Below are 19,542 nucleotides of genomic sequence, written 5' to 3'. Positions count from 1 at the left end.
CTAACGAGGCTTCGTCCGCGCTTGCTCCCGCCCCAGGGGTGGCGGAGGAGGAGGCCGGGCGCCAGCGGGCGTCCGAGCCGGAGGAGGGGATGGCTGAAGCCAGTACCGCGCTCATCGTCAACTCCCTTGCACCGCACGCCAAGCTGCCTGCCGACGACCGCTCACCCGTCGAGCAGCTCTCCTGGCGCGAGCCCGATGCGCCGGTGCTGCCTGCGCTCATGAACCGCAAGCGCACCACCGAGAAGCGCGACCAGGAGAAGACCATCCGCTTCACCCCGACCGCGGTCCGCATCATCGCCAAGGAGGCCGATCGGCGTGGCCAGAAGTTCGCCGGGTTCGTCGGCGACGCCGCGCTCGCCGTCGCCCTCGGCAAGGCCGGCCTGATCGGCAGCCCGGAGGACGATCCCATCCGTCCGCTGATAGCGGCCATCGAGGCCCACACCGTCGCGCTGAACCGCGTCGGCAACAACCTCAACCAGATCACCGGAGCCATCCACCGAGGAACTGTTCCTGACCATGCCGAGACGGTGCTGTCCCGCGTCGAGCAGACGATCGAGGCCAGCTACCGGCTCATCGACCAGATCCTGGCGAAGGGTGCCGGCCATGGTGCCTGACGTCTCCACCGGTTCCAGCACACTGGGCCTGATCAACTACCTCTTCGGCAAAGGGCGGCGCGACGAACACACCGACCCGCACATCGTCGCGGCCTGGGACATGACCGGCGCCCCCGACCCCGGCCGGGATCCCGAAGCCACCTACACCCAGCTCGCCAGGCGCCTGGACCACCACGTCGACCTGCGCACCCGCGAACTGGGCGGCAAGAAGCCGCCGCAGCACGTGTGGCACTGCCCAGTACGCACCGCGCCCGGCGACCGCTACCTCACCGACGCCGAGTGGGCCGAGGTCGCCCGCCGCGTCGTGGCCGCAACGGGCATCGCCCCCGAGGGCGACGAACGGGCGTGCCGATGGATCGCGGTCCGGCACGCCGACGACCACATCCACATCATGGCCACCACCGTCCGCGCCGACGGCCGCCGCCCCCGTACGAACCGAGACGGCTGGCGAGCACAACGGGAATGCCGCAAGATCGAGGCCGAGTTCGGGCTGCGCCGCCTGAAGTCCGGCGACCTCACCGCCCCGCGCACCCCCACCGGCGCCGAGCGGGCCAAGGCCGAGCGCCAGGGCCAGGAGGAGGCCCCACGGGAGTGGCTTCGCGAGCAGTCGTACGCGGTCGCCGCCGCCGTACGCAGCATCGACGAGTACTTCACCGTGCTGCAGTCCCTCGGCATCCAGGTCAGGCCACGCATCGGCCCTGAGACCGGCGAGGTAACCGGATACAGCCTGGCCGCGCCCGGAGACACCACCAGCCGCAAGCCGGTCTGGTACGGCGGCTCGAAGCTCGCCCCCGACCTGTCCTACGACCGCCTGTGCGAACGCCTCCCCGCCCAGGACGTGGCCGACCGCCCTCGACCGGCGGCGGACCCAGCCGAACCGTGGCACCGCGCCGAAACCGCCATCCACCGCGCCTGCGCCTTCCTCGACTCGGGCAACGACGCCATGGACCAGGGCCACTTGGATGCCTTCGGCGACACACTCCACAACCTGGCCCTGGCCACCCACGGCGCGCACCGGGCCGAACTGCACGCTGCGGCAAGGGCGTTCAACCGCGCCCGTCGCTCGGCAATCCGCGCCGACCATCAGGCCGCCACCGCCCTGCGGGAAGCCGCCAAGGAACTCGCCTACGCCACACACGATCCAGGCGGAGTCGCCATTGCCCTGGTCTTCGCCGCCCTCCACCTGGCACGCGCAGCCGCCAAGTGGCACGAGCAACGCGGCCACGAGCAGCAGGCCGCCCATCCGGTCCTGGCGGATCTCACCCGACGCGCCCCACGCGCCACCACCATCAACCGCTTCGAGCAAGACCTTCGCGCAGCCCTCCCCGACCACGCCGACCGCGTCCTCACCGATCCCACCTGGCTCGCCCTCACCACGACCCTCGCTCGCGCCGAGACCGCCGGCCACAACCCCCGACGCCTCCTGGCCGAAGTCGCCACCCAGCGAGAACTCGACACTGCCGAACGCCCCGCCGAGGTCCTCAACTGGCGCATCACCGCCGAACCGAACAGGCGAGCACAGGCAGCCCGCAGGCGAAACACCCGCACGGGCACGCCCGATACGCCCGCACTGCAGCCCACGCCCACGACGGTGAGCGATCGACCTGCGGAGCGCAGCCGTCACCGATAGCGGAGTCGGCCTCAGCGGCGGCAGACGAGGATGCCACCCAGGCACGTGACCTCGAAGGCCCCGTACTGAGCAATGTGATCGACAAGAATCGCGCGGGCCCGCTCGATCGTGGCCTCGAACGGCACGTCGTGCTGGTCTGCCCACGCCCGGTAGGAAGCCATGTGCGCGATGACCGGCTCGGGATCGTGAACCGCGATGGTGCCGGGCAGTTTGATCGTCTCCACGTGGCCAAACTCCTCGCCCAGGAAGGCCGGAGCCTTCTCCAGGGAGAAGCGAGCGCTGAGCGAGATGCGGGCAGGGCCCCGTCCGGTGCCGAGGACGTCGCCTGCGGCCCGCTGCCACAGATCGTCGAGTTCCGCCTTGTCCCGGTCACTGTTGGTGGAGGCGATCACCAGCCCGTCACCGGCAACGACGCGGGACAGCTCCCGCACTGCCTGGGGAACGTCGGGGACGTGGTACAGCATGTGTAGCGCCAGGGCAGCGTCGACGCTCGCCGTGGCCAACGGCAGGCGGGTGCAATCCGCCACGGCGACGGGGCCGGGCACTCCGGCGAGTATGCCGGGAGCGATGTCCAGGCCGAGCAGAGCCAGGTCGGGCCGGTCGCCGCGAAGCCGATGGATGAACTTGCCGTTGCCGCAGCCGACATCGACCACGCGCCCACGTACGCTGCTCAACTGCTCGGCGACGATGCCGGGCAGGTCGTAACGGGGCGTCTGCCACTGGTAAAGCGACTGGCGGGCGGCCAGATCCCGGTCACTGTTGTAGGCGCTACCGGCGAGGCGGCTCCGGTCGGTGACGGCGGCGTCGTGTGCGGCGGACAGTTCGGTCACGTCGGCAGCTCCGGTGGGCGGGCGGCGGTTGAGGCCGCGAGGACGGCCGTGTGCTGGAGTCGTTCGCGTAGGTGTAGGGCCTGCGCGGCTCCACCGTACTGCGACCCGCTCAGCTCCCGACCCAGAGCAGTGAGCCGACGCACGATGCTGGCCGACATACGCTCGGGCGGGGAGTCGAGGACGAATCCAAGGATCGCCTCGGTGCCACCCAGGTCACCCAAGAGCAAATGGCCGCGAGCGAGATCGACATGGGCGGCGAACAGGTCACCGACCGATTGATCGTCGTCCTCAGCGCTGCGGTAGAGCCGAATCGCAGCGTCGGCGCTGGCAATGGCCTGATGGACATGCTCCCGCCCGCCCACGGCCAAGTGGCTCGTCCCGGCGTACGCCAACTGCTTGGCGGCCGGGAAAGCGAAGATGCCCGGCACCTCGTCGTAGCCGACCATTGCCTCGCGGGAACGCTCGGCGTCCGCAAGAGCGGCCACCGCACCCACCCGGTCTCCGACTATGGCCAGTGCCCGCGCCTCCAGGCTCGCCAGTCGGGCTCCGATGCTGCCGCGAGCCCGGTGGTGGCGGCCGGCCTGCGCCAGCCGCGCCGCCTGCTCGTACCTCCCAGTCCAATAGGCGATCAGGGACTCCACGGCCCGCACCCAGGCCAGCATCCCTTCGTGTCCCGCCGCCTCAGCGCATGCCCGGGCGGTACGAGCATGCGTGGCTGCGGAGTCGTAGTCCCCCAGATCCAGGCAGACGTGCGCGGACAGCCCGCACAACCGGGACGCCGCGACATACAAGTCGGCGGTCTGCCGAGGATGCTGACGCCCGCGCAGCAGCCCAAACGCCCCGTCCCGCAGCCGCTTGATCTCGACGTACAGCTCCATCAGCGGATGGCTGACGTAGGCGCGGGCGAGCCGGGCGACATCGGCCTCCAACTGCTCGACGACGAACTCGTCGGCGTTGCGCTGCGCGATGAACCGGGCGAAGTCGGCCGACGTCACCGCATCCGCCGACACGGCCTTCTCCCCAGAGCGTGGACGCACCGTAGGCCGCACTGGCAGCTCCAGCGGCGCCTCTGTCGTGCCGTCATCACTCCGCCGGCTCTTACTGAACGCGACGGCCTGGTCGAGCACCGCGGCATCGACGCCGAACACCTGCGCCAGGTACTTCCTGGTGTAGGGAACCGGAATACGCGCCTCGCGCTCGTAACGCCCGATCTCCTTGCCGGTCTTGGCGACGCGCCCCTCCAGGACGTTGTACTCGTCGGCAACCCTCTGCTGGGTCCAGCCACGCACGGTGCGCAACCGGACCAGCAGCGCACCGATCCCCGTATCGCCCATCTCTCTCCCCGGAGCACGCGAACTCTGGCCCCCATAGTGGCCCCCGGTTTGGCCCCCGCGCTGGCTCCCGACCCAAACGAGCGACAGAGGTTGGCTGTTGACCATGCCCAGCAACCTGCCCGCCGAGCCGGACACACTCGCGCGGGACCAAGCCCTCGACGGCGCCGTAGAGCACGAAACGAGACTCTTCGACCGGCGACGGACCACCCCGAGCGCCGCCCGCACCTTCGTCACCGAGGCCCTTACCCAGTGGGGACAGACCGAACGCCTCGACGACATCCGGCTGTGTACCTCCGAACTCGCCACCAACGCCCTCCTGCACGGAGCCCCTTCGGGCGGACAGGTCCTCGTACGCGTCGAACTGCACGCCACCCTGCTGCGCATCGAGGTACACGACAGCGGCAACGGCACACCCACAAAGTGCGAGCCACCGACCACCGCCGACGATGGCCGGGGCCTTCTGCTCGTTTCCGCTGTCGCCGACCACTGGGGCGTGTCAGAACGCCAGGGCCCTGGCAAGTGCGTCTGGGCCGCCTTCCACCACAGCGTGGTGCCCACATGCTGACGCGTGCCGGCGCCGAGTCCTTCGCTCCGTCCGCTGGGCTGATCGCCTCCCTGGCCACCACAACGTGGCTGGACACCGTCCCGACCGGCGCTGCCCTGTGCTGCCTCCTACTGGTGCCCCAACCACCCCGCAGCCCCTATGAGACGCCGCCCGTCATCAAGCAACGCATGCGTGCAGTCGCCGAAGCTCTGCACCTCGGCCCCGCCACCGCTCCCCCGCCGGACATCGGGCCACGCCTGTGTCTGGTCACTCCGACCGAGGTGGCCCTGCGCTTCGACGCCACCCCTTATCGCAAACGGATCCCCGCAGGCCGCCCCTGGACCCTGCTGCTCGGCCAGCGGGCTCCGGTGGCTCTCGTGCTGGGCCTCGACCCTCTCTTCCACAGCGCCACCCCAGCCGAGATCGACAGCTACCTGGACCGCGCCACGCTCCGCCAGCGCCTCCTCTTCGGCCACACCCGAGCCGAAGGAACCTCGACCCACCCCAGGGGGACATCCCATGACGACCCACCCCGTCTCACCGAACACCGTCCTGGCCAACGCTCTCCACCACGCCGAGGACATCCTGACCCCGCGCATCCTGGCCGCCCCGCCCGCGCGGATCGTGCTGGTCGTCGGCACCCAGATCAACGGCGCCCCGCACATCGGCACCTCGCTCGTGCAGTCCCTGGCCTTCGCTATGGCCGCCCGCCTGCGCGACCGCTTTGGCATCCCCACCGAGGTGCTCTTCAGTGCCCTCGACAACGCCCCGTACGAGCTGACCACCGACCCCACTACCGGCCACCGCTACCAGCGCGCATACGCCCAGGCCCTCGGCGACCAGGCCCTGACCGACCTCGTCGCCGCCCTGTACCAGCCCCTCTTCACGGTGCTGTCCCGGCGCCTGGGCATCCCACACCGGGTCGAGACCTACAGCCAGCAACAAGCCGGCGCGCACTTCCGCCGCACCTGGCTCCGACTCCTGCCCCGCCTCGACGCCGCCCGCTGGTGGCTCGCCCCCTCCACCGGCACACCACACCTGCGCGTTCCCTGCCCGCAGTCCGACTGCGGCTGGGCCGAGAAACACGCCGAACGCACCCAAGTCCACCTCGCCGACCGCGAGGCCGCGCAAGTGGCTGCCGTCTGCCTCCATCACGGCCCCTACCGGGCCACCATCACCCCAGCCGGAGGCGCCTACCTCGACCTGGCCACCCTGTACCGCAACATGGTCAAGGAACTGGCCCTGTCCGACCCTCACAGCACCCTGCACATCATGGTCAAGGGCAGCGACTGGGTCTTCGGATCCCACCTGGTCGACGAGGCCCTCCAGGCCGTCGGCCTCACACGCGCCCAGCTCCCGGCCCGCCTCTTCTGTCCCCAAGTCGTCACCGACACCGGCGCCAAGCTGTCCAAGTCGCTGATCCGCGAGGGCCTCGCTCCTTTGCCCGCGGGGGCCGCTGGCTGGATGCTCGACACCCGGCAATGGCCCGGCACCGTGACGGAGTACGCCGAGCAACTCCTCTCCATGACCGATACGTTGCTGTCCGACCCACGCCACTTCTTCCGCTCGTACTCGGCCGCCGAAATCGGCCGCATGATGACCGCACCAGCCCTCAGGAGCGTTCCCGCCCCATGACCGACACCACCGCCCGCGTCCACGAACTCAACCTCTACCGCCAGTACTTCGACCTCGTCGCCGCGGACACCAAGACCATCGAGGTGCGGGTGAAGTACCCGCACCTCGCCGACCTCGCCGCCGGTGACACCATCCGCTTCCGTATCAAGGGCACCGATGAGACCTGCGAGGTCAAGGTCAAGCGGGTCACCGAGTATCACGACTTCGAGGCGCTGTTGGACGGCGAGGGACCGGCCAACGTCAACCCGACTGCCACCCGCGAGCAGCAGATCGCCAACATTCGCGCCATCTACCCACCTGAGAAGGAAGCCCTCGGCGCTCTCGCCATCGAGATCGAACGCAACGGTACCTGAAAGGAGATGAGCCAACAGAAGGCACACTCACCCCAGACTCCGCACCCAAAGCAGTGAGACAGCTGCGACTCTCCTGTGCCTTTCAGGTGCAGATTTATCGGACGTTTATCGAAGGCGCGTTCAATCCGGTCTTGTCCTGATAGATCAACCGAACGGAGAACCGGGTGATCGCGCGTCATTTAAGACGGGCCCTGAGCGTATCCCTGGGAGCACTGACTCTCGTGGGAACACTCACCGTCAGTAACGGCACGGCACAGGCACAACAGGCGAGTCTGCCGCAAGTCTCGGTGGCGGACGGCCGCGCCGAGGTCGAAGCGCTCAGCAGCGAACAGCGCGAGGCTCTTCAGAGCGAGATCGACACAACCCTCGCCGCCACCACGGGTGGCGTTCAGATCAGCGCCAACGAAATCTCATGGGCCGATAGTCAAGCCGTCCTCGTGCTCCCGTTGCCGGGGCAGGAGGACGCTCCGCCGTCAAGCCCAGCCGCGGCGCCGGATGCGGACGACACCTCCGCCGAGCCCGAGGCCGCCGACTGGGAGAACTGCCCTGCCGGCGCCAACGACAACCGCTGGTACTGCTTCTACCAGAACTCGAACTTCGGCGGCCGGCGCCTGCAGTGGAACTGGGCCCACTGCTCCGCCAGCATCAACCTCGCCGACTACGACTTCTCCCGGAAGACAAGTTCCTGGGTCAACACCACCCGGAACATCGACTACTGGGGCATGAAGGTCACCGTGTACGACAACCTCAGCAGGCAGCTCTGGGTGGAGAACCCCTGGACCAAGGTCTCCAGCCTGGGCGTGAACAACGACAAGGCATCGCGTTTCAAGGCGTGCCGCCTCTAGTCAGATCCTGACTGGCCGGGTGGCGCGTCCGATCCACGGGCGTGCCACCCGGCGTCACCGAGATTTCTGCCCCATGCTGCGCACGTAGTCGTCGTCGACGAAGTAGGTCTCCTCGTACTCATCGTGGAGATTTGCAATGCCCTCCCGCCGCAGGCACGACATAGCGTCCCGCACACCGTCCGGGTTCAGGGCGTATATGCGCTGTAGCTGCGGCACCTCGGGGAGCAGGGCACCCGCCTCGAACAGTCCGGCCAGGACTCCCTGCCTCACATCCTCAACCAGAAGGTCAGGCTTCGGCTCGCCACGCGAGGAGTCGTGGCCAGGTAGCCGGATTGTTTCGACCCATGAGGGCCTCGGCCGCTTCCGCTCGGTCATGACTTGGGCCTTTCATCGACGTTCATCGCTGTCTCCCGTGCCAGCACCTCGCTCACGGATGTCGTCGCCGGCACCTTGATCTTCAACGCGCGCGCGTTCCCGAACAGAGCATCCTCGCTGCCCACCAGATCGCCGGTACGCGGGTCAAAGAGCACCGACTGGCGCGAAGTGCTCCCCTTCCAGGTTTCCCCCTGGGTCACCGCGACGACCTCCTGTCCCTGCCACGTCGTCGTCGTAGAGACACTCACGTCCTGGGCCTCGGCCAGAACCTGCAAGGCTGCAGCGCGGAGAGCCGGGTCCAGAGGCCCTGACCTGCCGGCGTAGCGCAGCATGTCCTCGACGCCCTTGACCAACAGCCCGGATTCCCAGTTCACCTCACCAAGCTGCCGCGCCAGTTCTTTGGGCCTCGCAGAGAACGGTGCGACGTCCTTCCAGGCGTCGCTCTCCAAGCTCGGGAACTTCCCCGGGCCGTATTCGGTGTCCTCGATCTTCTTACCGGCGATGAGCTGAGCGTCTCTGGCGTCCTTCTCCTGGTCGGGATTGGGGAAGATCGGCTCGCCGTACACAATGCGCCTGCGGCCCGACGCGTCGCCCTTGACCCAGGACTCCGTTTCCTCGGGGACCGCCGCGTTCGCCACTCCGCCGGGCACGTCACCGCTGGTGTTCAGTGCCCACCCCCAGACCTTGGTGTACTCGTATGGTCCATGGATTCGCTCTCGTGGCAGCTTTGCCACCCTTGCCGCGAAGTCCCGCAGGAAGTCCTGCGGTGCTGACTTCACCGGTGTGAGGGACAGCACCGGAGGGGTTACCGCGTAGGCGACAGCCTCTCTTCCCGATCCCGATCCCGATCCCGATCCCGGCCCCGGCACGCCACCGCTGACCACCACCGCGCCAGCCGCTGCCGAGGCCACCAGAGCGGTGAGTACGATCCGGCGGCCGGGCCTGCTGCGGGACGCTCCCCCTGCCTCTGCGACTGCCGACAAGCGGAGGCTCGTCAGTTCACTCTCAGCCCGCTCGGAGAGCTGAGCAGACTCTCCGAGCGGCACAGACGCTGCAGCCGGATCCATGGCATCGGGCAGCAACCTCCGCACGCGCTCGACTTCGCCCTTCATCCCGCTCTCCCCTCAAGTGCCAACGCCGACAATTCGTCCGGGTTCAATCCCTCTTCGGTCATGGCTCGTTCCAGGCGCCGTCTCGCCCGATGTAACTGGACGGCGAAGGCTCCCCGGCTGCGCCCCATGGCCTTCGCCGCGTCGCTCGCCTGCAGCCCGTCCCAGGACACGAGCATCAGCGCATCGCGATCGTCCGGGGACAGCTGGGCCAAGGCGTCTACCGCTCCCAGGCGACCCAGGACTTCGTCCTCTGCCGCTCGAATATCTCCCTCCGCCGAGCAATCACGGAGACGGTCACCGAGTCGTGCGGCCCGGCCAGAAGACCGCAGTGTGTTCGCCGCGACGTGCCGGGCGATTCCGAACAGCCATGGAATGGGCTCGCCTTTCATGTCCTGCCGCCTGCGCCATGCGGTGGCGAACACTTCTGCCGTCGCGTCCTCCGCGTCGTCCCACGCCACCCGACGTCGTAGAAAACGCAGCACAGCCACGTACGTGGACCGGTAGATCGCCTCGAAGCCGCTCCAGTCATCCGCTGTTTGCCCCACGCTGCGCCCTCCTCGTCCTCTGGTGCTCTCACCCTGTACGTGTCCGGACCGGGCTGCCGATTACATCCTCGAGAACTTCAGGTCCGTAGAACTGTCACCTCGTCCTACGCCCTCTCCGCACAACCGGCTCCACCAGTCCGCATACAGTCCGCAGGACACCCAATCAAGACCGTCGCACCCCATCGCAAGCAATCGATAAAAGGCCAGGTCAGTGCCCCACAGAGAAGATCCCCGCAGGTCACCGACCCGCCCCATTACTAGGAGACCAAGAAGGCCTGACCTTCCGTCAGCCTGCTCCCGACCGGCGATCGGTGCACCATCGCGGGTCTACGGGCAACCCGAAGGGGCCCGACCGGACACACTCCGGTCGGGCCCCTTCGCAATCTCCTCGACCGGCATGTCCGGGGCGGTCGGATACGCCTCGTGCGCGTGGCCGGGCATCTGGACCAGGCGGCTGCCGGGCAGCACGTTCTCAAGGCGCCGGGAGGTGTCGGGCAGGACGGGCGGGCTGAGTTCGCCGGTGACGAGGAGTGCGGGGCGGTGAGGCGGATCTCCTCGGTCGCCTCCTGCGGCATCCGCAGGAGATTCCGCGTGCCGAAGGCGAGGGCCTGGTCCAGGTCGCCCTCCGTCACCGTCTGCTCGAAGGGGCTCCGACGGCCTCGCCCGCGACCGGCCCATGCGGCGGGATCGGGGACTCGTAGAGCACGAAGGCGGCCGGAGGCGGCGGGAGGCGGCCGCAGGGCGAGGCATTTGACGGGCCCTCGGCACATGTCAGCGCAGAACGAGCAGGACGGCCAGCGCGACGAGCAGCGAGTCGATGCGGTCCAGCAGGCCGCCGGAGCCGGGCAGCCAGTGGCCGGCGTCCTTCGTCCGCACACCTCTCTTGACCATGGATTCGAGCAGGTCGCCGGCCGGGCCGCCGACCGCCACCGCAACCGCCATCGGCCAGCTCAGCGCGGACAGCACGGCGAGCACGCCGAGGCCGGCCGCGGCCCCGGCCAGGGTCCCGCTCCACCGCTTGGCCGGGGAGAGGGGCGACAGCCGCGGCCCGCCCAGCCGTTGACCGGCGAAGTACGCCACGATGTCGGCGACCGAGACCGCCACGAACAACGCGAGCGCACTCGCCCCGAGCGGCACCAGCGCGGACAGCACACTCAGCCAGGCCAGCCCGAGCAGCCCGGCACAGAGCCGGTGCAGGCCGTGGTCGGCGTCGCCGGCCAGGAGGGGCACCGCGGCCACCGCGAGCGCCCCGATCGCGGCCGCCCGGAGCTCCTGCCCGGGCGCCAGCCAGGCGGTCAGCACCACGCCCGCCACCGCCGCGGCCAGCACCGCCCGGTCCGGCCGGCCCAGCCGCATCAGCCCGCCGAACTCCATCACCGCGATCACCCCGACCGCGATGGCGACGGCCGCGGCGCCCGGGCGGCCCAGCCAGAACGCACCGGTGACCAGGGGCACTCCGACCGCCCAGGCGCACCACCGGATCAGCAGCTCGCGACGCCGGGACGCGGCCACCGCGATGCCGCCGAGCGCCAGCGCCCCACCGAGGTAGGGCGCCAGGGAGGCCACGGTGATCATCGAGCGGATCCGGCGGCGGCAACGCCCTCAGGCATCGAAGGGAGCGAGGCCGCCGCACGCGGCAGCAGCACGTCCAGGGCGGCCCGACAGGCGGCCACGATGCGCGCGTTCTCGGCGGTGTCCTTGACCGCGATGCGCACGGTGCGCCCCTGGTACTCCGAGGACATCGGCGACAGGTCGCGCAGGTAGACATCGCGGCGGCGGCACTCGTTCACCACCTGTGCGGCGCTCGGCCCGCCGGACGGCAGGGTCACGGTGAGGAAGTTCGCCACGCCCTCCTCCACCACCAGGGCCTCGTCCAACCCGGCCAGGTCGCCGGCCAGCTGCCGGCGCAGCGCGTGGGTGCGCAGCCAGCAGGCGCTGTAGTACGCCGGGTCGCGCAGGGCTGCCACCGCGGCCAGTTGTGCCGGGAGGCTGACCGGCCAGGGCGGTGTCCGCAGCCGTAGCCGCGCCGCGGTGGTCGGCTCGGCCACCAGGTACGCGGCCCGCATACCGGACAGCGCGTACATCTTGGACAGCGAGCTGCAGACCACCACCCGCGGGTCCGTCGCGGCGAGGCCGGCGAGCGACTCGGTCATGTCGACATAGCCGAGGTATGCCTCGTCGATCCACCAACGGGTTCGAGCCGGTGCGGCGGCGATCACGGAGCGCAGTTCCGCGGCCGGTGCGTGGCGTCCGGTCGGGTTGTTCGGGTTGACCACCACCACGAGGTCGTAGCGGCCGGAGGCGACGGCAGCGGACAGCCGGGCCGGATCGATCCGCCAGCCGTCCTCGCGGCGCAACCGGAACCGGTCCACCCGGCATCCGATCACCCGCTCCGTGACGTGGGCGTACTCGCCGTAGCCCGGGTCCATCAGAAGCACTCTGCTCTCCGGGGTCAGCCACTGGCCGAACGCCCTGAAGATCAGGTCGGACGAACCGGCGCCCACCGCGAGCGCCCCAGTCGGCAGCGCCCGGGCCGCGGCGATCTCCGCCAGCAGGCCCTCGGCGCCGGTCGGCGGCGAGGTGCGGGCGGCCCAGTCCGGATCGTCCGCGAGCGCCGCCCGCACCCCGGGGGCCGGTGGGAACCAGGCGTCCAGCACGTCGGCCGCGACGACCTGATGACGCCGGTGCAGGCTGCGGAAGTCCGTCCCGACGGCCGTGAACGAGGCGCCGCCGTGCTCGCAGCCGTCCGGCCGGGGTGCGAACGGCACGTCCAGCCGCCAGTCCACCTCGGACCGCAGACGCTCCAACGTGGTGCGGTAGCGGTCCATCGTGGCCTTCGTCAGCTCGGTCACGTCGCCGGTCAGCACCTCGAACGTCAACGCACCGCTGTGGACGGTACGGCCGACCGGGCGCAGGCCGGCGGCCCGGTACATGGCGAGCAGCTCGGTGCGCCCCATCGCCACCACCCGGCGACCGCCCCGGGCGGCGATCCAGCGCAGCGCCGCGTACATCAGCAGCGGTGCCGCCGCGGAGGCCCGCCAGCGCGGCTCGACGGTGAGGATCCGCACCTCGAACACATCGTCCTCGGTCAGCAGCGGCAGCTCGTCACGGGTCAGGTACTTGTCGAGCGCGTAGCGCCCCAGCCAGGGCGGAGTCAGGCTGACAAAACCGATGCGTGCCGAGCCCCGCGCCGCGACCAGGTAGACGTTGTCGCCGTCCAGTCCGTCACGCAGCCGCCCGGACGGATCCGGCGCATGCTGGCCCAACTCCTGTGCGTACACCCGGTGACGCAGTTCCTGGATCCACTCGAGATCCTCCGGAGTGGCGGAGCGCAGCTGCAGGTCACGACCCATGAGTACCTCTTCTGACGCAGGGAGGATTGCATCATGGGGAACGCGGATCGGCCGCGCCAGGGCCGAGCGACACACTCGGCCTGAGTACGCGTACTCAGGCACGGTCGGCCGCCGTGTGCCCCGTCGACAGAGGCCGGGGCGGCCGGAGTTCGCCGTCCCGGTCTCTTGCCTGAAGCCCGTGTCAGTGGAACTGCGGCACGATCAGACAGATCCCGTACGCCACCACCGCCGCGCAGGCGACGAAGCACAGGCCGGCCTGGGCGAGGCCGACCGCCGAGATGCCGTCGTTCCCCTCCCGCGCCTCCTCGAAGCGGGCGAGGCCGAGGATGCCGAGGGCGAAGACGACGACCACGGCGACGGTGACGCCGATGCTCACGGCGGTGACCTGGCCGAGTGCGGTCCAGTCGATGCTCATGGTGTGAACTCCCTTGGCTCAGGCGGCCGTACCGACACGCGTCGGCTCGGTGGCTCGGAGGGCGACCTCGTGGGCGTCGTTGACGTTGTGCGCGCTCACCGGGTTGCGGCGGGAGAGGGCGACGATGCCCGCGGCGACGGCGGCGCCGACGAGGGCGACCACGACCGTGCCGGCGTTCCCGCCGTGCTTGACCACGCTCGCGGAGACGCCGCCGACCAGCGCGGCGGCGGGCAGCGTGACCAGCCAGGCCAGCACCATCCGGCCCGCGATGCCCCAGCGCACCTCCGCGAGGCGCCGGCCGAGGCCCGCCCCGAGGATGCTGCCCGATGCCACCTGTGTGGTGGACAGGGCGAAGCCGAGGTGCGCGGAGGTGAGGATGACGGTCGTGGAGGCCGTCTCCGCGGCGAAGCCCTGCGGCGACTGGATCTCGGTCAGGTCCTTGCCCATGGTGCGGATGATCCGCCAGCCCCCGAGATACGTACCGAGGCCGATGGCGAGCCCCGCCGACGCGATCACCCACACCGGCGGACCGGCGTCGTGCCCGAGCGCCCCCGCCGAGATCAGGGTGAGGGTGATGACGCCCATGGTCTTCTGGGCGTCGTTCGTGCCGTGGGCGAGGGAGACGAGGGAGGCGGAGGCGATCTGGCCGAGCCGGAAGCCCTTCGTCACCGAGTTCTCGCGGGCCCGGGCGGTGAGCCGGTAGGCGAGGTAGGTGGCGATCAGCGCCGCGGCGCCCGCCACCACCGGCGAGGCCACGGCCGGGATCAGCACCTTCTCGACCACCTTGTCGAAGTGCACGCCGTGGGAGCCGGCGCCGACCCACACCGCCCCGATCAGCCCGCCGAACAGCGCGTGCGACGAACTCGACGGCAGCCCGAGCAGCCAGGTCAGCAAATTCCACAGAATCGCCCCGACCAGGCCTGCGAAGATCATCCCGGGCGTGACGAGCGTGTCGTCCACGATGCCGCCGGAGATCGTCTTCGCCACCTCGGTGGACAGGAAGGCACCCACCACGTTGAGGATCCCGCTGATCAGTACGGCAGTTCTGGGCCTGAGCGCCCCCGTGGCGATGGACGTGGCCATCGCGTTCGCCGTGTCGTGGAAGCCGTTGGTGAAGTCGAAGGCGAGCGCCGTGACGATGACGACGGCCACCCACAACGTGATGTGGTCCATTCCGCAATGCAAACAAGCGGAAGCCAATCCCCGGCGAACCGAAGGCAAAGGCTGTCCCAGGTCCACGCGCCCGGGTGAGCGAGACCGCCGGGCCTCCCCCGCCTACGATCACCGCATGAGCATCCGCTGGACGTACGCCTTCATCGACCGGCCCGCCCAGGGCCTCGGCCGGGCCCAGGAGTTCTGGACGGCCGTCACGGACACGCGGCTGTCCGAAGCCCGGGGCGAACAGGGCGAGTTCGCGACCCTCGTGCCGGACGGCACGGACGCCTGCGTGAAGGTCCAGGGCGTGGCGGACGGCGCCGGGGGCGCGCATCTCGACTTCGCCGTGGCGGACGTACCGGAGTTCGTGACGTCGGCGGTGGGGTGCGGGGCGTCCATGGCCGCCGAGCACGAGGGGTGGGCCGTGCTGCGGTCGCCTGCGGGGCAGTTGTTCTGTGCCGTGCCCTGGCACGGGGAGTCGGTGCGGCCGCCGGTGGTGCGGGGCAGCCGGCTCGACCAGGTGTGTGTCGACGTCCCGCCGTCCGCGTACGACGCCGAGGTGGCCTTCTGGGGCGCGCTGCTGCCCGACTGGCAGTCCCTGCCCGGATCGCTCCCCGAGTTCCATGTGGTCAAGCCGCCGCCCGGGCTGCCGATCCGCATCCTCCTCCAGCGCCTCGGCGAGGAACGGCCCGTCTCCGCCCACCTTGACCTGGCCTGCGCGGACATCGCAGCGACCCGCGTCGAGCACCAGCGGCTCGGCGCGGAGCTCGTGGCCCACGGCCGCCACTGGACGGTGATGCGCGATCCGGCGGGCGGCACGTACTGCCTGACGGGCCGTGACCCGCAGACGGGCGGACTTCCCGCCTGATCCGCAGATCCGCAGAACCGCAGATCCGCGCTCAGTCCCACGCCTCCACGTCCACCACGGCCGCCACCGGGATGGACCCGTACACGTGCGACTGATCCGCGCTCAGTCCCACGCCTCCACGTCCACCACGGCCGCCACCGGGATGGACCCGTACACGTGCGGGAACTCCTCGCCGCCGGGCTTCGCCTCCTCGTACTTCACCGGCACGTCGAGGCGGGAGGGGTCCACGACGAGGACCACGAGATCCTCGACGCCCTCGTAGAAGACTGCCGCCGTGCGCGGGAGCTGGGCGCGGGTCGAGCAGTGGATGAAGCCCTCCTCCTGGAGGGTGCGGCCGCGGGTCGACATCTCGTACGTGCCTCGCGCGCGGGCCGCCTCCCAGAGGGAGCGCTCGGTGAGGTGAAGGAGGGGCGTGGGGGGCGTGGGGGGCGTGGGGCTGGGCATGGGATCAAGTTACGGGCTCAGGCGGGCCGCCCGCGCCCGCAAGTAGCGCTGTTCCGGCAGACTCAGGGTCTTGGCCGCGGCCGATTCGTAGGCGGCGCGGGCCTCGTCGTACGAGCCGGCGCGTTCCAGGAGATGACCCCGCACCGCATCCAGACGGTGGCCCGTGCGCAACTCGCTTTCCAGGGCGTCCAGTTCGGCGAGCCCGGCTCGCGGCCCCCGCACCATGGCGACGGCGATCGCACGGCCCAGCCGCTCGACGGGCCCTGGGACCAGGTGCACGAGGACGTCGTACAGGCCGAGGATCTCCCGCCAGTCCGTCGCCTCGGCGGTCGGCGCCTCGCCGTGCACCGCGGTGATGGCGGCCCGCACCTGGTAGGGGCCGGCGGGGCCGTGGCTCAGGGCGCGGGTGACCAGGGCGACGCCCTCCTCGATCGCGGCCCTGTCCCAGCGGTCGCGGTCCTGCTCGTCGAGGGGGATCAGCTCGCCGTGCGGGCCGCTGCGGGCATCGCGGCGGGCGTCGGTGAGCAGCATCAGGGCCAGCAGGCCGGCCACCTCGCCGTCGTCGGGGAGGAGGCGGTGGACCGTACGGGTCATACGGATCGCCTCGCCGGCGAGGTCGCGCCGCTGGAGGGCGGGGCCGGAGGTCGCCGTATGGCCCTCGTTGAAGATCAGGTAGAGGGTCTGCAGGACGGCGGGCAGCCGCTCGGCCCAGTTGTCCGGCCGCCCGAAGCGCACCCCGCGCACCTTCTGCTTGGCACGGCTGATGCGCTGGGCCATGGTCGCCTCGGGGACGAGGTACGCCCGGGCGATCTCCGCCGTCGTGAGGCCGCCGACCGCGCGCAGGGTGAGCGCGATCTGCGCGGGCGGGGGCAGATCGGGGTGGCAGCACAGGAAGAGGAGCGAGAGGGTGTCGTCCTCGCGGGGCGCCCGGTCCACGCCCGGCGGTGGTGACGTGAACGCGTCGCGCGGGGCGAGTGCCGCCGCCTTCTCCTCCCGCGCCCGCAGCGCCTCCTCCGCCCGCAGCGCGTCGGTCAGCCGCCGCGAGGCCACCTTGATGAGCCACCCGCGCGGATTGTCCGGCACCCCTGCCGAGGGCCACTGCCCGGCCGCCGCGAGGAGTGCCTCCTGTACGGCGTCCTCGGCGGCGTCGAAATGGCCGTACCGCCTGACCAGCGCGCCGAGGACCTGCGGCGCGTGGCGGCGCAGCAGGTCCTCGATCTCGCGGCCGGTGCTCACGTTCGGGTCATCAGATGTCCCCGGCGCCGTCCAGGATGGGCCGGATCACCACCGGGTAGTTCGGCGCCCCGGCGGGCTGGGGGCAACGGGTGACACGGTCGGCGATCTCCGTGACTCGCTCCAGGCTCTCGCATTCCAGCACCCAGTAACCGGCCATCAGCTCCTTGGTCTCACTGTACGGGCCGTCGGTGATCACCGCCTTGCCGTCGTCACCGAGCGCGACCGTGCGGATCTTCGCGGGCTCGGCCAGGCCCTGCCCGTCGACGAACTCGCCGGTCTCGGAGAGGTCGTTGTTGATCGCTTCCATGTAGGCGTACATCGCCTGGATCTCCTGCTCGCTCCAGGCCGGGGAGCCCGGGGATGCCTTGCCGCTCATCGCCTCGTAGCCCGCCTGGGTGCCCTGCACCATGACCAGGTACTTCATGAGTTCGCTCCTTCGCGTCTTCGGCGTCTTCGCCTCGGTCCGCCCGTGGTGGGCGGGCTCTCACAGGGGACGTCGGAGCCGGTCGGGGGTTCTCGACAACTCGGCTCGGCTTTTTCTTCGACCCGCTTTTTCCTGGACTCGGCTCAGGTCTTCTTCGTGTCGGCGGTGTCCGTGGAGGTGTTCGTCACGGGCGTGTTCGTCACGGGCGTGTTCGTCACGGGCGTGTTCGTCACGGGCGTGTTCGTCACGGGCGTGTTCGTCACGGGGTGCGGTGCTTGTCGTCGGCCGCGGCCTCGTCCGCGGCCTTGGCGACGTACGCCTCGCACTTCCGGTTGCGGCACGGGCCGGGCACCCATACCGGGACCCACGCGCCCAGCGTCTTGTGACGCCGGACGACTGTATCGACGGGCTGTCCGCATGCGGGACAGGCATGTGCGTCGCTGTCCATGCCTTCAGGGTAGGGGGCGCGGGGCCTCAGCGCTTCCTGCTGTACGTCCGCACGAGCGCCCCGTTACCGAAGGTGCGCACCGAGTCGAGCGCGAAGTCGGTGACCGCGAAGCCGGACCCGAACATCGGCATGCCGGTGCCGAGCACGATCGGATACGTCTTGATGACCAGCTCGTCGATCTCGTCGAGCAGTTCGCCCGCGAGCACCGAGCCGCCGCACAGGTAGATGCCGAGTTCGCCGTCCTCCGCCTTGAGTGCGCGCACCCTCCCGACCAGGTCGTCGGCGACGATCTCGACGTTCGGGTCCGGCGACTCCTCGAGGGTGCGCGAGGCGACGTACTCGCGCAGGTGGGCGTACGGGCTGGTGATGCCCTCTTTGAGCGCGATGTCGTAGCTGGCGCGGCCCTGGATGATCGTGTCGAACTTCTGGTTCGGCCGGTCGTCGATACCGAGGCCCCGGCGGCCGTGAGTCGGAATGGTCTCCGGATACTCGGTGCCGAGGAACTCGAAGAACTCCTCGTCGACGAAGCGGTACATGGTCGTCGCGTCGCCGCCCGGGTCCCCGATGAACCCGTCGATGGAGCAGGCGATGAAGTAGGTGAGCTTTCGCAAGCCGATCTCTTTTCGTAGGCTGCCCGGTGAACAACTTCAGTTGTAGTACTTCGGTTGTAGTGGTTGCAAGTGGATTCCGGGCACGGAATCAAATGGCAGAGGGGATTCCGCATGGCCAGCAATCCGGAGCGGCGGGCCGCGCTCGTGGACGCCGGGGTCGAGGTGCTCGCGCGCGAGGGGGCGCGCGGGCTGACGTTCCGCGCGGTGGACACCGAGGCGGGGGTGCCGGTGGGGACGGCCTCGAACTACTTCACCGACCGCGACGACCTGCTGCGGCAGATCGACGCCCGGCTGCACGTGCGGCTCGCGCCCGACCCCGAGGTGATGGCCGACCTGCTGAAAGGACCGAGGGACCGCTCACTGGTGACCGCCTTCATGCACGACCTCATGACCCGCGCGACCCGCGACCGCACCGGCTATCTCGCCCTCCTGGAGATGCGCCTCGAAGCCACCCGCCGCCCCGGACTGCTCGCCTCCTACACCAAGTCGGTGCGCGGGGACCTGGAGTACGGCATGGAGTTCCACCGGGACGCCGGGCTGCCCGGCGGCGACGAGACCGTCACCGTGCTCTACCTCGCGATGCTCGGACTGATCCTGGAACACCTGACCCTGCCGGGCGTCCTGGACGGCGTACTGCCCGGGGTGAGCGTGCCGGAAAGGCTGGTGGAGCGGATCGTGGCGACGGTGGTGCCGGAGGGGTAGGCAACTGCTCGCCGGGAAGCGTGCGTGAGGGTGATTTAGCTCGATCGTGTGATCGTCGGCTTTCGGGCT

22 protein-coding genes are annotated in these 19,542 nt (G+C 70.1%); 8 read left to right on the top strand and 14 right to left on the bottom strand.

Features of this window, described 5'->3' with window-relative positions; translation table 11 throughout:
* The first annotated feature begins 38 nt into the window (after positions 1–38).
* Complete coding sequence (locus tag AC5P09_RS44165) at positions 39–614, top strand: hypothetical protein (protein WP_493879342.1); 576 nt, start codon at positions 39–41, stop codon at positions 612–614.
* Positions 604–2,244, top strand: coding sequence for a relaxase/mobilization nuclease domain-containing protein (locus AC5P09_RS44160; RefSeq protein WP_493879330.1), 1,641 nt, complete (start codon positions 604–606; stop codon positions 2,242–2,244). The genes AC5P09_RS44165 and AC5P09_RS44160 overlap by 11 nt, the downstream gene beginning before the upstream one ends.
* Before the next feature lie 11 nt (positions 2,245–2,255).
* On the opposite strand, the gene AC5P09_RS44155 is transcribed toward AC5P09_RS44160, so the two are convergent.
* Positions 2,256–3,074: a class I SAM-dependent methyltransferase gene (locus AC5P09_RS44155; protein ID WP_493879329.1), complete on the bottom strand. Its 819-nt coding sequence runs from the start codon at positions 3,072–3,074 to the stop codon at positions 2,256–2,258.
* Complete coding sequence (locus tag AC5P09_RS44150; RefSeq protein ID WP_493879328.1) at positions 3,071–4,408, bottom strand: NsdA family TPR-like regulatory protein; 1,338 nt, start codon at positions 4,406–4,408, stop codon at positions 3,071–3,073. The genes AC5P09_RS44155 and AC5P09_RS44150 overlap by 4 nt, the downstream gene beginning before the upstream one ends.
* A gap of 103 nt (positions 4,409–4,511) precedes the next feature.
* On the opposite strand from AC5P09_RS44150, the gene AC5P09_RS44145 reads away from it, so the two are divergent.
* The 4 genes from AC5P09_RS44145 to AC5P09_RS44130 all read left to right on the top strand — a co-directional run bounded on the left by AC5P09_RS44145 (position 4,512) and on the right by AC5P09_RS44130 (position 7,785).
* Complete coding sequence (locus AC5P09_RS44145; RefSeq protein ID WP_493879327.1) at positions 4,512–4,973, top strand: ATP-binding protein; 462 nt, start codon at positions 4,512–4,514, stop codon at positions 4,971–4,973.
* A gap of 498 nt (positions 4,974–5,471) precedes the next feature.
* Positions 5,472–6,587, top strand: a complete 1,116-nt coding sequence (locus tag AC5P09_RS44140) for a hypothetical protein (protein WP_493879326.1) — start codon at positions 5,472–5,474, stop codon at positions 6,585–6,587.
* On the top strand, positions 6,584–6,940 hold the full coding sequence (locus AC5P09_RS44135) for an ASCH domain-containing protein (RefSeq protein WP_493879325.1): 357 nt from the start codon (positions 6,584–6,586) through the stop codon (positions 6,938–6,940). Before AC5P09_RS44140 ends, AC5P09_RS44135 begins: the two co-directional genes overlap by 4 nt.
* A 221-nt stretch (positions 6,941–7,161) precedes the next feature.
* Complete coding sequence (locus AC5P09_RS44130) at positions 7,162–7,785, top strand: peptidase inhibitor family I36 protein (RefSeq protein WP_493879324.1); 624 nt, start codon at positions 7,162–7,164, stop codon at positions 7,783–7,785.
* Positions 7,786–7,839: 54 nt separating this feature from the next.
* On the opposite strand, the gene AC5P09_RS44125 is transcribed toward AC5P09_RS44130, so the two are convergent.
* From AC5P09_RS44125 to AC5P09_RS44095, 7 genes are all read right to left on the bottom strand, one after another.
* On the bottom strand, positions 7,840–8,160 hold the full coding sequence (locus AC5P09_RS44125) for a hypothetical protein (RefSeq protein WP_493879323.1): 321 nt from the start codon (positions 8,158–8,160) through the stop codon (positions 7,840–7,842).
* Positions 8,157–9,272: a hypothetical protein gene (locus AC5P09_RS44120; protein WP_493879322.1), complete on the bottom strand. Its 1,116-nt coding sequence runs from the start codon at positions 9,270–9,272 to the stop codon at positions 8,157–8,159. The genes AC5P09_RS44125 and AC5P09_RS44120 overlap by 4 nt, the downstream gene beginning before the upstream one ends.
* Complete coding sequence (locus AC5P09_RS44115; protein ID WP_493879321.1) at positions 9,269–9,817, bottom strand: RNA polymerase sigma factor; 549 nt, start codon at positions 9,815–9,817, stop codon at positions 9,269–9,271. The genes AC5P09_RS44120 and AC5P09_RS44115 overlap by 4 nt, the downstream gene beginning before the upstream one ends.
* Positions 9,818–10,588: 771 nt before the next feature.
* A complete protein-coding gene (locus tag AC5P09_RS44110) occupies positions 10,589–11,392 on the bottom strand; it encodes a phosphatidate cytidylyltransferase (RefSeq protein ID WP_493879320.1) in 804 nt (267 codons plus the stop codon).
* A complete protein-coding gene (locus AC5P09_RS44105) occupies positions 11,389–13,170 on the bottom strand; it encodes a histidinol-phosphate aminotransferase family protein (protein WP_493879319.1) in 1,782 nt (593 codons plus the stop codon). Before AC5P09_RS44105 ends, AC5P09_RS44110 begins: the two co-directional genes overlap by 4 nt.
* Positions 13,171–13,351: 181 nt before the next feature.
* Positions 13,352–13,585, bottom strand: a complete 234-nt coding sequence (locus AC5P09_RS44100; protein WP_493879318.1) for a hypothetical protein — start codon at positions 13,583–13,585, stop codon at positions 13,352–13,354.
* Positions 13,586–13,603: 18 nt separating this feature from the next.
* Positions 13,604–14,758 (bottom strand): inorganic phosphate transporter, encoded by a 1,155-nt coding sequence (locus AC5P09_RS44095; protein WP_493879317.1) that lies wholly within the window; start codon positions 14,756–14,758, stop codon positions 13,604–13,606.
* Between the two features lie 115 nt (positions 14,759–14,873).
* On the opposite strand from AC5P09_RS44095, the gene AC5P09_RS44090 reads away from it, so the two are divergent.
* Positions 14,874–15,608: a VOC family protein gene (locus tag AC5P09_RS44090; RefSeq protein ID WP_493879316.1), complete on the top strand. Its 735-nt coding sequence runs from the start codon at positions 14,874–14,876 to the stop codon at positions 15,606–15,608.
* 102 nt (positions 15,609–15,710) lie between these two features.
* Here the strand turns inward: AC5P09_RS44090 and AC5P09_RS44085 are convergent, their stop codons facing one another.
* The 5 genes from AC5P09_RS44085 to AC5P09_RS44065 form a co-directional block, all read right to left on the bottom strand.
* A complete protein-coding gene (locus AC5P09_RS44085; protein ID WP_493879315.1) occupies positions 15,711–16,052 on the bottom strand; it encodes a DUF952 domain-containing protein in 342 nt (113 codons plus the stop codon).
* Positions 16,053–16,061: 9 nt separating this feature from the next.
* The gene (locus tag AC5P09_RS44080) at positions 16,062–17,288 is read right to left on the bottom strand and encodes an RNA polymerase sigma factor (protein ID WP_493879314.1); all 1,227 of its coding nucleotides are present in this window, start codon (positions 17,286–17,288) and stop codon (positions 16,062–16,064) included.
* 10 nt (positions 17,289–17,298) lie between these two features.
* Positions 17,299–17,712, bottom strand: coding sequence for a YciI family protein (locus tag AC5P09_RS44075; RefSeq protein ID WP_493879313.1), 414 nt, complete (start codon positions 17,710–17,712; stop codon positions 17,299–17,301).
* A gap of 259 nt (positions 17,713–17,971) precedes the next feature.
* On the bottom strand, positions 17,972–18,160 hold the full coding sequence (locus AC5P09_RS44070; RefSeq protein ID WP_493879312.1) for a hypothetical protein: 189 nt from the start codon (positions 18,158–18,160) through the stop codon (positions 17,972–17,974).
* 26 nt (positions 18,161–18,186) lie between these two features.
* A complete protein-coding gene (locus AC5P09_RS44065) occupies positions 18,187–18,771 on the bottom strand; it encodes a dihydrofolate reductase family protein (protein ID WP_493879311.1) in 585 nt (194 codons plus the stop codon).
* Between the two features lie 111 nt (positions 18,772–18,882).
* Between AC5P09_RS44065 and AC5P09_RS44060 the strand changes: the two genes are divergently transcribed.
* Entirely contained in the window at positions 18,883–19,473 is a 591-nt protein-coding gene (locus tag AC5P09_RS44060) for a TetR/AcrR family transcriptional regulator (protein WP_493879310.1), read from the top strand.
* Positions 19,474–19,542 lie beyond the last annotated feature (69 nt).

The organism is Streptomyces sp. a15, assembly GCF_059026085.1.
The sequence above is the reverse complement of the archived record's forward strand: the minus strand, read 5'-3'. Positions and strand labels throughout refer to the sequence as shown.